Origin of the sequence: Ferdinandcohnia sp. QZ13 (assembly GCF_031324165.1) — a bacterium.
Lineage (GTDB): Bacteria > Bacillota > Bacilli > Bacillales > Bacillaceae_L > Ferdinandcohnia.
In genome coordinates this window covers 2,077,251-2,090,106 of record NZ_JAVIVW010000001.1, presented here as the reverse complement: position 1 = coordinate 2,090,106, position 12,856 = coordinate 2,077,251, and the positions used below count along the sequence as shown (strand labels likewise).

At 34.1% G+C, this 12,856-nt stretch carries 14 protein-coding genes; 13 read left to right on the top strand and 1 reads right to left on the bottom strand.

Features of this window, described 5'->3' with window-relative positions; genetic code table 11:
* Positions 1–278 precede the first annotated feature (278 nt).
* The 10 genes from RGU12_RS10135 (at position 279) to RGU12_RS10090 (ending at position 7,581) form a co-directional block, all read left to right on the top strand.
* A complete protein-coding gene (locus tag RGU12_RS10135) occupies positions 279–602 on the top strand; it encodes a DMT family transporter (RefSeq protein ID WP_309535976.1) in 324 nt (107 codons plus the stop codon).
* Positions 603–959 carry a DMT family transporter gene (locus RGU12_RS10130; RefSeq protein WP_309535975.1) on the top strand — a complete coding sequence of 119 codons (357 nt, stop codon included), beginning with the start codon at positions 603–605 and terminating at the stop codon, positions 957–959.
* Positions 960–1,015: 56 nt separating this feature from the next.
* Positions 1,016–1,327, top strand: coding sequence for a cupin domain-containing protein (locus RGU12_RS10125; protein WP_309535974.1), 312 nt, complete (start codon positions 1,016–1,018; stop codon positions 1,325–1,327).
* A gap of 88 nt (positions 1,328–1,415) precedes the next feature.
* The gene (locus RGU12_RS10120) at positions 1,416–2,282 is read left to right on the top strand and encodes a DNA-3-methyladenine glycosylase family protein (protein ID WP_309535973.1); all 867 of its coding nucleotides are present in this window, start codon (positions 1,416–1,418) and stop codon (positions 2,280–2,282) included.
* A gap of 13 nt (positions 2,283–2,295) precedes the next feature.
* A complete protein-coding gene (gene rlmD, locus RGU12_RS10115) occupies positions 2,296–3,684 on the top strand; it encodes a 23S rRNA (uracil(1939)-C(5))-methyltransferase RlmD (protein WP_309535972.1) in 1,389 nt (462 codons plus the stop codon).
* A gap of 574 nt (positions 3,685–4,258) precedes the next feature.
* Entirely contained in the window at positions 4,259–4,579 is a 321-nt protein-coding gene (locus RGU12_RS10110) for an ArsR/SmtB family transcription factor (RefSeq protein ID WP_309535971.1), read from the top strand.
* Between the two features lie 3 nt (positions 4,580–4,582).
* Entirely contained in the window at positions 4,583–4,987 is a 405-nt protein-coding gene (locus RGU12_RS10105) for an SRPBCC family protein (protein ID WP_309535970.1), read from the top strand.
* A 77-nt stretch (positions 4,988–5,064) separates the two neighbouring features.
* Positions 5,065–5,379 carry an iron chaperone gene (locus RGU12_RS10100; RefSeq protein WP_396232321.1) on the top strand — a complete coding sequence of 105 codons (315 nt, stop codon included), beginning with the start codon at positions 5,065–5,067 and terminating at the stop codon, positions 5,377–5,379.
* Positions 5,380–5,442: 63 nt separating this feature from the next.
* Positions 5,443–6,144: an FAD-dependent oxidoreductase gene (locus RGU12_RS10095; RefSeq protein ID WP_309535969.1), complete on the top strand. Its 702-nt coding sequence runs from the start codon at positions 5,443–5,445 to the stop codon at positions 6,142–6,144.
* A 1,281-nt stretch (positions 6,145–7,425) separates the two neighbouring features.
* The gene (locus tag RGU12_RS10090; protein WP_309535968.1) at positions 7,426–7,581 is read left to right on the top strand and encodes a BC1881 family protein; all 156 of its coding nucleotides are present in this window, start codon (positions 7,426–7,428) and stop codon (positions 7,579–7,581) included.
* Here the strand turns inward: RGU12_RS10090 and RGU12_RS10085 are convergent.
* Positions 7,578–7,784 carry a KTSC domain-containing protein gene (locus RGU12_RS10085; RefSeq protein ID WP_309535967.1) on the bottom strand — a complete coding sequence of 69 codons (207 nt, stop codon included), beginning with the start codon at positions 7,782–7,784 and terminating at the stop codon, positions 7,578–7,580. The two genes, RGU12_RS10090 and RGU12_RS10085, sit on opposite strands and share 4 nt — an antisense overlap.
* A 114-nt stretch (positions 7,785–7,898) precedes the next feature.
* Here RGU12_RS10085 and RGU12_RS10080 point away from each other — a divergent pair, with 114 nt between their 5' ends.
* The 3 genes from RGU12_RS10080 (at position 7,899) to RGU12_RS10070 (ending at position 12,572) form a co-directional block, all read left to right on the top strand.
* A complete protein-coding gene (locus tag RGU12_RS10080; RefSeq protein WP_309535966.1) occupies positions 7,899–8,261 on the top strand; it encodes a DUF2513 domain-containing protein in 363 nt (120 codons plus the stop codon).
* A gap of 220 nt (positions 8,262–8,481) precedes the next feature.
* Entirely contained in the window at positions 8,482–10,707 is a 2,226-nt protein-coding gene (locus tag RGU12_RS10075) for an AAA family ATPase (protein WP_309535965.1), read from the top strand.
* 389 nt (positions 10,708–11,096) lie between these two features.
* Positions 11,097–12,572, top strand: coding sequence for a GIY-YIG nuclease family protein (locus RGU12_RS10070; protein ID WP_309535964.1), 1,476 nt, complete (start codon positions 11,097–11,099; stop codon positions 12,570–12,572).
* Positions 12,573–12,856 lie beyond the last annotated feature (284 nt).

Here is a 12,856-nt window from a genome sequence, read left to right as displayed (position 1 = left end):
ACCTCCTCATGTTATCTGACCAGCAACATTTATTTTACGCTGAGGAGGATCATTGAAAAATGTGCTACAGATGTAATTTTCGCTACAACTGAGGTCCTATATTCCGCAAAATTGAAATAGAAGGTAAAATGGAGAAAGGCACTTTTAACTTTATTCAGCTGAATAAAGTTAAAGCCTCCGGCGGATGCCACGATTTTTCAAAGGAAATTTTTCGAGCGGGCTCGAAAAAAATCGGGCGCAAATACGCCAAGGCGCATTTGATTGTAGGGGGAATCACCATGAATGCATACATTCTTTTACTAATAGCCATTGTGAGTGAAGTGTTCGGTAGCTCAATGCTAAAAGCAACAGATGGCTTCAAAAAATTCCTGCCTTCAATGGGAGTCATGGTCGGATATGCTCTAGCATTCTATGCTTTATCACTAACACTAAAGACATTGCCACTCGGTGTGGCATATGCAATCTGGGCCGGAGTAGGGACAGCACTAACCGCATTAGTCGGAATCATCTTTTATAAAGAAATGATTGATATGAAAAAAATCCTTGGATTCCTGTTAATTATTGGTGGAGTCATTTTACTCAATATTGGAGGCGGTCATTAAATGAAGGGATATCTAGCATTAGCTATTTCGATTATATGTGAGATCTTTGCAACCGCCATGCTAAAAATGTCCGATGGATTTACCGTTCTATTTCCGTCAATCGGTGTCATCGTGGGATATGGACTCGCATTCTATTGCTTATCCTTGTGTCTAAAAACTCTTCCACTAAGTTTGGCATATGCCATTTGGTCTGGAGTAGGAACTGCACTAACGGCCATCATCGGAGCGCTTGTGTGGGATGAGGTATTTTCCGCTCTTAAACTAGCGGGTATCGTCTTAATTATTGGTGGAGTCATTTTATTAAACACTTCGAAAAAAGAGGAAGTGGAAAAAAATCCGAAAGCCAATGCGCTTTAATAAAGGCGCATTTCTTTATATAATGAAAGGGTATACATAGTAAGGGGGAGTAGGACATGATTGGAGAATGGGAAAATGCTGAACCAGGCGTAAAACGAAAAATATTTCCACCGGGTGAATCGGTGATGATGATGGAAGTTCACTTTGAAAAAGGGGCAGAAGGCTATCAACACAGCCATCCACATGAGCAGTTCACGTACGTGATGAAGGGAAGCTTCCAGTTCACCATTGAAGGGGAACAAACAACGGTTTCCCAAGGAGAAACCATTTTTATTCCAGGAAACCATAAACATGGTGTTGTAGCGTTAGAGGAAGGTATTTTACTAGATACCTTTACACCGCTTCGCGAAGATCTATTAAACAAATAAACATAAGGATCCTCTTGCGTGCAGGGGGATTTTTTTTGCGCTCAAATGGTATAATGTGTATTAACACTTATGAATTGAGGTTGGTACCATGTGGGAGAAAACAGTGCATGTACAGCCGCCATACAATTTTGATCGCGTCCTAGACCGGCTATCGATAAATCCACTTATAAAATTAAATAAAGACGAACGCTTGGTGAAGGTACCGTTTTATGTTGAAATTGAACCCGTGGTTGTCACGGTGAAGGCAACAGGCACAACGGATGAGCCAAGCATTGTAGTAACTGGTTCTCATAAAGATTCAATGGAATATGCGTTGCAGCATGTGTCTCACATTTTTCAATGGGACGTACCGTTGCAGGAAATCCAAGACCATTTTTTACAAACAGACCTTCGAGATATTTTCATAGAGCATCGTGGAACGCCATTGGTCTTAGATTTCGATCCGTATTTTTCCTTGATGAAGTGTATTATTCATCAGCAGCTCAATATGAATTTCGCCCACACACTGACATCGAGATTTGTGACCACATTCGGCGAAGAAATTGAGGGAACGTGGGTCCATCCTCGCCCTGAAAAAATAGCAAAGTTGTCAGTTTCAGACTTGAGGGACTTGCAGTTCAGCGGTCGGAAGGCGGAATATGTCATCGATACATCGAAATTGATTGCCTCTGGAGAGCTAACCCTTCCGGATCTTCAATCAAAAATCGATGAAGAGGTCATGGAGACGCTCGTAAAAATCCGCGGAATTGGAAAATGGACCGCAGAAAATTTTCTTTTATTCGCATTGGGACGACCAAATCTCTTTCCAATGGCAGATATCGGAATCCAAAATGCCATCAAAAAATTATACAATCTGGAAAAAAAGCCAACCTATGAACAAATGGAAGAATACAGCAAGCCCTGGGAGCCTTACTTAAGCTATGCCTCCTTGTATTTATGGCGAAGCATCGAATAGAAAGTTGTGTGTAATGATGAAACAACAAAAAGAAAACCAAGCAAAATTACAGGTGGGACAAACCTTTCCCCTTACCATAAAAAGACTCGGAATCAACGGAGAAGGCGTTGGCTATTTTAAAAGGCAGGTCGTCTTCGTACCGGGTGCGCTACCTGGTGAAGAGGTAGTCGTCGAAGCGACAAAGGTTCATCCGAAATTCTCTGAAGGCAGGATTAAAAAAATTCGCAAAAAATCAGAGCACCGGGTAAAGCCACCATGCCCAATCTACGATTTATGTGGCGGCTGTCAGCTGCAGCATTTAGACTATCGTCAGCAATTAAAAGAGAAGCGGGACATTGTCGTTCAAGCCTTCGAACGCTACAGCAAAACACCTGTTGAAAAGCTCAATATTAAAGAAACGATTGGTATGGAAAACCCATGGAATTACCGAAACAAGAGTCAGTTCCAGGTCGGATTGGAAAAGACAAAGGTGATAGCGGGACTTTATGGACTGAATTCACACAAACTGATTGATATCGCCGACTGTATGATCCAACATCCAGCAACAAGCAAAGTCACGCAAACGGTAAAAATGATCCTTCAGGATTTAAAAATATCAATCTATAATGAACGAAATCGAAAAGGGCTCGTCCGCACCATCGTCACAAGAGTCGGTGTTCAGTCGGGAGAAGTACAGCTTGTCTTAATTACAGCCGAAAAAGAAATCCCACGTAAAAGCTTATTAATCGACGAAATTACAAAACGTTTGCCTGAAGTAAGGTCGATTATCCAAAACATCAATGGACAAAAAACATCACTCATTTTTGGCGACGAATCGATTCATCTACACGGAAGTGAGGTTATCCAAGAGACACTTGGAGACCTATCATTCGAGTTATCTGCTCGTGCGTTCTTCCAGCTAAACCCAGAGCAAACCGTTAAATTATATGACGAAGTAAAGAAGGCAGCTCAATTAACAGGTAAGGAAAAAATCGTTGATGCGTATTGTGGAGTCGGAACGATTGGGTTATGGCTTGCGGACGGTGCGGCAGAAATCCGTGGAATCGAAATCATCCCAGAAGCCATCGAAGACGCAAGAAAAAATGCGAAAAAACAAGGCTTTGATAATGCAACCTATGCAGTAGGAAAAGCAGAAAAGCTCCTACCCAAATGGGTAAACGAAGGCTGGCGTCCAGACGTCATTGTAGTCGACCCACCAAGAACAGGATGCGACGATCAATTCTTACAAACAGTTCTAAAAGTAAAGCCTAAGAAGATGGTGTATGTGTCTTGTAATCCGTCTACACTGGCGAAGGATATTCAGGTGTTGTCGAAGCTTTACAAGGTGGAGTATGTGCAGCCTGTTGATATGTTTCCGCATACGGCGCATTGCGAAGCGGTCGCTAGGCTGGAGTTAGTTTAATGAAAGAAAACGAATTCTAGGAATTCGTTCTTCTTTTCTTGATTTTATAATAAAGGATTATAAAATATTTAGTTGAAGTTATTGGACTGGCGGTACAGTTTAGTTTTATGATCGCATTAGTTTTGATTAACAATCAGGCAACTCAAAAATATTTTTCTTTACTCATAATTCCCCAACACCTTACCCAATAACGGTATAATCGTCCCTTATCCAATCCAGTGGGTATCCTCACTGTATAAATCCATATCATTATATTTTGTGCTTTTTTATGTATTATCCCTCACCAATATCATTCAACCTTCTCTAAAACTTATTGAGCTGCGTTCTTCGCATTCCCTGAGAATGGGATAATTGATAAATTTATTGTTCCTCAAATCAAAAGAATCTACTTTATTTAAAAGTCTGATATTTGATCGATAAAGCTGCGTGTTTTTAGATAGAAAATGAGAAAGAATAATTAGAAGGATTCCATGGAGCATATTTTTCTTAGTTAAAATATTGACTAGACACTATCTAGTGTCATATAATTTAGGACACCAAATAGTGTCGTTTTTATTTAAGAGGGTGGAGGATATTGAACACTACTTACCAAAAGCATGATGTTTTTGTAGCGATTGCAGATCCTACTAGACGTAAATTAATACGTTTATTGGCTGGTGCTGATGAGTTGCCTCTTCATGAATTAACTCCTCATTTTCAAATGGGTCGTACTGCTGTTTCTAAACATTTGGCAATACTAAAAGAAGTAGATTTAGTTACTAACCGTAAAATTGGTAGAGAAACAAAGTACCGACTGAATCCAGCTCCCTTACAGGAAGTGAAAGATTGGTTATCCTTTTATGAAAAGTTTTGGAATGAAAGAGCGATATTACTAAAGAATATATTGGAGGAATAGACAATGGCAGATTTATCTTTGGATTTTGAATTTAAAAGTCCGATCAATAAGGTATGGGACGCATTAACAAATTCAGATACTCTTGCAAAATGGGTAATGGAAAATAATTTTAAACCAATTGTAGGATATAAATGTCAGTTTCGAAATAAAGAAATAGATTTACTCGTGGATAGTGAAGTATTGATTGTAGACGAGCCTAATAAGCTATCTTACACATGGGTAGGTGGACCGATAAACACTATAGTCACATGGACATTAAAAGAAGAGAATGGAACAACCTATTTACATCTTGAACAAACTGGATTTGAAAATGAGAATGTTCAAGCGTTCAATGGTGCGAAGTATGGTTGGGCATATAAGATTGAAGAGCTTAAAAAGGTGTTAGAGGAAATCATAGACAACCTTTGAAAGAAAAGACTTAGGAGGAGAAACGTGGAAGTTTTTTCTGAATTTTTGGGATTGATGACCCTTTCCACAGAGAAAGAATGGAAGAAGTATTTGATTGGATAACAGATAAATATCCAAATTTAAAGAAAGAAATTAAATGGAATCAACCAATGTTTACTAACCATGGCACATACATTGTTGGCTTTAGCGTATCTAAAAAGCATATAGCTGTTGCTCCTGAAAGTGTAACAATTACTCATGTAGAAGATGATATTGTAAAGGCTGGTTATGTATACACAAAGGAGATTATACGTATCCCTTGGAAAACTCCGGTAGACTATACACTACTTGAGAAAATGATTGATTTTAATATTAAGGACAAGGCAAACTGTACAACTCTCTGGAGGAAATAGAAAAATATAAGGTAGTCCTTTGACATTGTATAAGGGCTTCAGAAGCTTAAAGGAGATAATGAAATGGGCTTTTTCCAAGATATGATTGCAGTATTTAAAAAGAGAGAATTAGTATTTATAGAAAGTTACAAAGAATCAAAAGATGTATATACCTTTGTATTTGAAAAAGAGAAAGATTTAACCTGGAAAGCAGGTCAGCATGGTTTGTTTAGTATTACACATAAAAAAATTAAAAACCCTACTAAACCATTTACAATAGCATCTGCTCCAAGTGAAAATGTTGTCAGGTTAACAATGAAAATAAATGATAACCCAAGTGATTTTAAGAAGGCAATGGTAGAACTAAAACAGGGAATGACAATAGGTATGTCTGGACCTTTAGGGTCATTAAATGTAAACGATGAACGTCCTACTATCCTTATTGCTGGAGGGATTGGAATTACTCCGTTTCGCTCCATCGTAAAACAAATTGAGGCAGAAGGAGATGGTAATAAAAAGCCAATACATCTACTCTATATGGATAGTGAAAAGTCTTATATATTTAAAGATGAACTTGATGCTATAAATGGCTCAATAAGTACAATGTATCTTGACTCTAGGGATAAATTACATCAGGAGATAGATAAGTTCTCTAATCTTTATCAGAACAATGGTCAATATATGATTGCAGGACCAAAGTCAATGGTTGATTCAATCTCAAGTTACTTACAAAATAATAGTATTTCAAAAAAGAATATTAAAAAAGATGCTTTTTATGGCTACTAGAGGATGAGTTGAGCAGGTTGATTTCGTTTAACAACCAAAGAATCACTGTAATTACATTAGGTGTAGATGATTTGGAAAAGATATTAGAATTCTAACGTGATGGGTTCGGTGGTTTTACATATCAAAATCAATACAAATTCTGGATGACCTTATAATTAGATCTACCATTGTTCAAATTAATAACTAAATTAGCGTCTCTACATAATAGTGGAGGCGTTTTTAGATAGGATCCATTTGGGTAGTTGGAAGAGCATTATCCCAATCCAACTGTTTATTAATCTATCTACCCAAAGAAGAATGGGATTCATTGCTCATTACTTATTCAGAAAATGGCTAACAAAACATGTGTGGTCTTTATTTACTTCCTATGAGTCGACCAATGTTTACTCCTATTAAACGGTATGAAGTGTCTTGTATAAAGATGTAGGAGGAAATAATTGGATAATTTTAACGCTCTTTTTATGAATAAAGTATTTAGTCAAAATCATAAAAAGTTACGATAAACCCACCAGCACCCTTGTGTTGCCACATACACTCCACACATGTTGAAGCGGTTGCAAGGCTAGTGTTGAAATAGTCTTGGGATTTTATTCTGGATTTGTCAAAGTGTTATCGATTTTGTGAATAAATTTATTTCAAAAAAATAAAAGTCAAAAAACCCTGAATTTGTAAAAAAACATTGCAAAATCATGGTCTTATTTAGTATACATAGGTTCTTATTACATGGATTATATGAACCAATTTTTTGCTTTGTTCTTAACAAACCAAAACAGATTAAAAGCGAGTTATCTAAGACGGTACATATTACCTTTCTAGTAAAAAGCGTTTTGTAAAGGAATTCCTGTAGCATTAATTAAAGGAATACGATGATTGATAGAAAAATTCTAACTATAATAAGGCTGAAAAAATAAACAGTATATATGGATTGGAAAGGGAAATAATTAATAGTATCTAAACTTATCAGAAGGATTATCAGAAGGAACTATTCAATTCGGTAGAAACCAAAGGATGATTATAAGGACGGTTGCCACAATGTTAATAAATTCTCAATCCAGGTGAATAATATGAGCATACATTGGATTATAAGCCAATCGAGGAATATTTACTTAAAATTGGTGAAAAAAAGTTTAAGACGTATACATTTTTTACAGATGGTATTGGGAAAGTCTATAAGAGTAAAAATTTTGTATTAAGAGGTTAGTTTTTTGATTCCTATGGAGTACTTTTTTATTATAAAAAATTTAATTTTAGAGAAAATAAATAAAAAAGGACTGATGAAAAGTGATCTTTTCAACGAATGAGTTAACAAAGGAGCTAATTGCTCGTGAAGGAATCACACACATTAATGTGGAGCCATATGAGAAAATAAAAATTGCTACCGGTCAAGGAGAACGGAAATTCACTGGACCGGCAATAATTATTGTTAATCAAGATTAAATTCTTCTATATCGATATGAATTTTTGATGTAACGTGCATGGTAACTCCCTTTTGAGCCAGCATTCATAAGGCCTTGGTGGATATTACTAGGAACATCAAAGTAGTCATAAGTTGCATTATGAAACCTTATCCTTAAGGTTAAAGAAATAGAATCATATCCCACGGCAACTAAATTAGATGATACGACCGGAACCATATTCATTTATACCACCTCCCCTCTATTTACTGATTCAACACTAGAAAGGGATTTCCTGTAAAAATGAAGGGAAATATCTCCTTTTGTCGAAAGGAGTAAGTAAAGGAGAGGATTTGTTAAATGGAAAGAGATATGGATTTAGTAAGAGATTTGCTATTTATTATTGAAAAAAATGATGACAGCAGAGAACTCCCGATTCCAAAAGAGTGGGATAGGGAAGTAGTTGCCTATCATTTAAAGATATTGGATCAAGCTGGTTTTATAGAGAATCATACTAAATGGGCAGGCAATCAACCAATGTGGATAATCGCTTCATTAACATGGGACGGACATGAATTTCTTGATTCAATTAAAAATAATACAATTTGGAGCAAAACAATAGAAGGTATAAAAGATAAAGGATTTGAACTTAGCTCTGTTCCGCTTGAGGTGATGAAAGAATATGCTAAATTACAAATTAAAAGTTTATTAGGATTAGAATAGGCATCCTTAGGGGGTGCTTTTTTAATTGAACTATTTCATCTTGAGCCGATACATAAACTGGATTTAATTAATTTTTAATAAGTGTGTTACTCGGTTTTAGCTACACCTATGTTATACGTTTTTATATTATTATAAATTTTGAAATTAGATAGGAAATATATCCAATTTTGTCGAAATTAGAAGAAAGATGATAAACGAATATAGTAATTAGGAGGTTATAATGGATAAAATTAGCGTAGATATTAGAAACTGCTATGGAATTGATAGGCTTGTGAATGAGTTTGACTTTTCAAGTAATAAAAGAACACAATTAATTTATGCTCCAAATGGAGTAATGAAAACTTCTTTTGCAAATGTATTCGATGATTATAGTAAAGGTGTTGAATCAAAAGATCTTATTTATCCTTATAAAGAATCAACAAGAAAAATAATAAATAATTTAGGTGAAGAAGTAATACCTGAATGCGTATTTGTAATTAGACCCTATGAAAAGTCATTTAAAACAAATAAGATATCGACCTTATTAGTTAATGAAGCTTTAAAAAAACAATATGAAGAAATTCATGAAAAAATAGATATTGAAAAAGAAAAGCTAATTCGTGCTTTAAAAATTTCATCAGGACTTAAAAATAATATTGAAGAAGCACTTTGTGAGACATTTAGTGAAGATAAAAAGAATTTCATAAGTGTCTTAAAGCGATTTGAAGAAGCCGTTAATGATAGTAGTTTACCTCAATTTAGTAATTTAGATTTTAAAAAAATATTTAATGATAAAGTCGTAGGATTTTTAGAAACTGATGATATTAAAAATCAAATAAAAGAATACATAGAGAAATATGATGAATTGATAAGGGAATCACCAATTTTCAGAAAAGAATTTACCCACTATCATGCTAATACAGTTCACAAAAATTTAAAAGACAACGGTTTTTTTAAAGCAGAACATTCTATCAATCTAAGTATTAACGGAACGAAACAAGAAATAACAACACAAGCGGAATTCTTAAGAATTCTTAACAGTGCTAAGGAAGAGATATTAAAAGATGTTAAATTGCAGAATATTTTTAATAATATTGATAAAAAAATTTCTAATGCCCAATTAAGAGAGTTTAGAGATTATTTATTTGAAAATCAGGATATTTTAACAGAATTAGAGGATCTAAATAATTTTAGGCAAAGAGTATGGACTTCATATTTAAAAGAAAATAAGGACATATATTTAAGTCTTTTACTAGAATACAAAAAAGGGCAGGAGCAATTAAAAGAAATCATAGAAAAAGCTAAAAATGAGGTCACAGATTGGGAGAATGTTATCGAAATTTTTAACAGAAGATTTTATGTACCATATAGGCTAGGAATAAAAAATAAGGAAGACTCAATATTAAAGGACGATGCACCATCTGTTGAGTACTATTTTCAGGACCGTTCTGATAACGTAGATGAGGATTTATTGATAAAAGTGTTAAGTCAGGGAGAAAGGAGAACTTTATATTTATTAAATATTATTTTTGAAATTGAGTCTAGAAAAAAACAAGAAATTAAAACCCTGTATATAGTAGATGACATTGCAGATTCTTTCGACTATAAAAATAAATACGCTATTATTGAATATTTAAAGGATGTTTCCGAACATAATAACTTTTTTTCGATTATATTGACCCACAATTTTGACTTTTTTAGAACAGTACAAGAAAGAATTAGTGGAAATGGCAAATATTTAGGGTCTTATATGGCGATAAAGGAGCAAGATGAAATAAGGTTAGAAAAACTTAAATATAAATATATAAGTAATCCACTAAAAAATTGGAAAAGTGATCTTTCAGATAGAACAAAGTTAATTGCTTCCGTTACATTTGCTAGGAATATTGCTGAGTATATTGGAGATAATGAAAGCTTTAATAAGTTGACGTCAATACTACATTTAAAAGAGTTAACAAGGGATCTTTCTTTTAAGGATTTAGAAGAAATTTATAAAAGTATTTTCAAAGATTCAGAAGATTTAGCATTAGTTAATGGCGATAAAAAAATTTATGATATGATTTTTGAAGTTGCTGATCAAATTGTTGAATCAGAAACAGAATCAATAGCTAATCTTGAAAATAAAGTGGTATTATCAATTGCAATCAGATTGAATGTAGAATTGCATATGATTAATAAAATTAATGACACTGATTTCACTTCTAGCATTACTAAAAATCAAACAGGTAAATTATTTGGGGAATATAAAAAACGTTTTCCTGAAGATAGTAGAGGTATAGAGGTTCTTGAGAGAGTGAATATAATGACCCCTGAAAATATTCATCTTAATTCATTTATGTTTGAACCCATTCTCGATTTGTCTGACTACCATTTAAAGCAACTATATAAAGATGTTCTCCAATTACTAATTGAAGAAGAAATAAATGGAACATTGGCACTGGTAGCAGCTACAAAGATAGAAGAATAGTAAATTGTTATTTGCTTTTCTTATACATTTTACCTAGTTAATATTATTTAATTGTTCTAAACAAACCACATTACCACAACTCAATTATTGCAGGTATATGTTGAGTTCGATTATTTTTACACCATATAAAGAAACATAATACCCCACGATGTCATTAGGATGAACCATAACAGTTTCATCCTACTTTATTTTGTTTAAAAAAACTTAATACTATTAGTGAGGAACAAAACAAAATTCCAATAAAATGGATATTGTTAAGGCGATAAAAAATTGTTATAAGTAAATAGAAATGCAAATAAAACATTAATTTGGGAAAAAGTAAAAGATTACATTATTATTAGAGATTTTTTATAGTTATTTTATAAAATGGAAATTATTTGGAGGTAAATATGTTTAAGAAAATTAAAGAACTCTTAGCAGTAAATAAGGTACTACCAGTAAAAGAACAGGAGTTAAAGAACCTTGAAGTAAAAATACAGGATAAACAAAAACTCATAGAAGAAATCACACTTGAGGTTAAAAAAAGTATGCAAGGTGAAAGAGAAGAGATCCTTTCACAAGCAAAGAAGAAAGCTTCAGATTTACTTGCAAATACTGAGAAGGAACTAGGTGACCTCACAGAAAAGAAAAAGGTACTTGAGGACAGTGTATCAGATCTAGATGATAAAGTGACTACTAAACAGACTGAACTTGCTAAGCTGTTAAAAAACACAAAGAAGTTTAGTACAGAAAGCTTAGGAATTAAGAATTTAATTGAAAGGTTTCCTAATGCTATCAACTATGAAGAGATACAAAAAGAATTAGAAACCCTAGAAGAGTCACTTAAAGAAGGCGTATTAGATACAATTGTAAGCTTAGACCTTCATCATAAAGATTCTAAGTTGCTTCGACAGGATATGACCGCCAATAACAGGCTGATAAGAAACCTACTTAAAACCTATCAATCTAGATACACAACTAAGGCCAATCTAACAATATACAATCTGATGGTTATTGGGCTACAGGCTGAGCTACAGAACATACTATACACTCTTAGTTATTCAAATGTAGAGAAAGCAGAGGAAAACGCTAAAGCACTTATTAACAAATATTTAGCAATATGCGCAGAGGGGAATGCGAGCATCCTACCTACTGTCACACGTTTCCTATCAGAACTAGAGCCACTCTTTATAAATGCGATCCAAATTGAGTATAAATATTATATTCAAAAGGAAAAAGAGAAAGAAGAACAACGTCGAATTAAAGAGCAAATGCGCCAGGAAGCTGAGGAACGGAAATTACTAGAACAAGAACGCAAAAAGATTGAAAAAGAAGAAGAGAAATACCTGAATGAAATGGCCAAAAACAAAGAACAGTTAGAAAAAGAAACTGATGAAGGTAAAATTGCAGCACTCCAAGCAAGACTTGAAGAGTTACAGGGACAAATTGACCAACTAGAAGAACAAAAAGAAGAAATTGTGAAAAGGGCGAACGGAAAAGCTGGTTATGTTTATGTGATTTCGAATTTAGGATCCTTTGGAGATAATACATTTAAAATTGGAATGACTAGACGGTTAAATCCTCTAGACCGGATTGATGAATTGGGGGATGCATCAGTACCATTTAAGTTTGATGTACACGCCATGGTATTTAGTGACAATGCAGTAGATTTAGAACAAAGACTTCATCAGATATTAGATAAGAATCGAGTTAATAAAATTAACTTAAGGAAAGAATTCTTTTATACCAATGTGAATGAGTTACAAGAACTAGTTCAGGAAATCGATCCTACAGTTGAATTTACAACTACTATGAAAGCAGTAGAGTACCGTCAAAGTCAAAGTATTTTGAAGGAAGAAGAAACGGGAGTATTTCAGAATGCTTAAATTAATTACTAGTAGCAGAGTAATTTCTCTGCTACAGTTTTCTATTTAAAAATTTTATGGAAGATAATGTTGGTTCCAATATTGAACTGTCTATCCGTAAAAAATAGATCAAAATATTAAGGTGGTAAATTTCAAAGGTAAACACTACTACATCAATATGTCTGCGAACACTACTCAAGCCATGTGGAAGCGGTCGCGAAGTTGATTTTGAAATAGTCGGGGTTATTATTCCATACATGTCAAGGAACTATGGATTTGGACACGGTTTTATTAACCATTAAAAA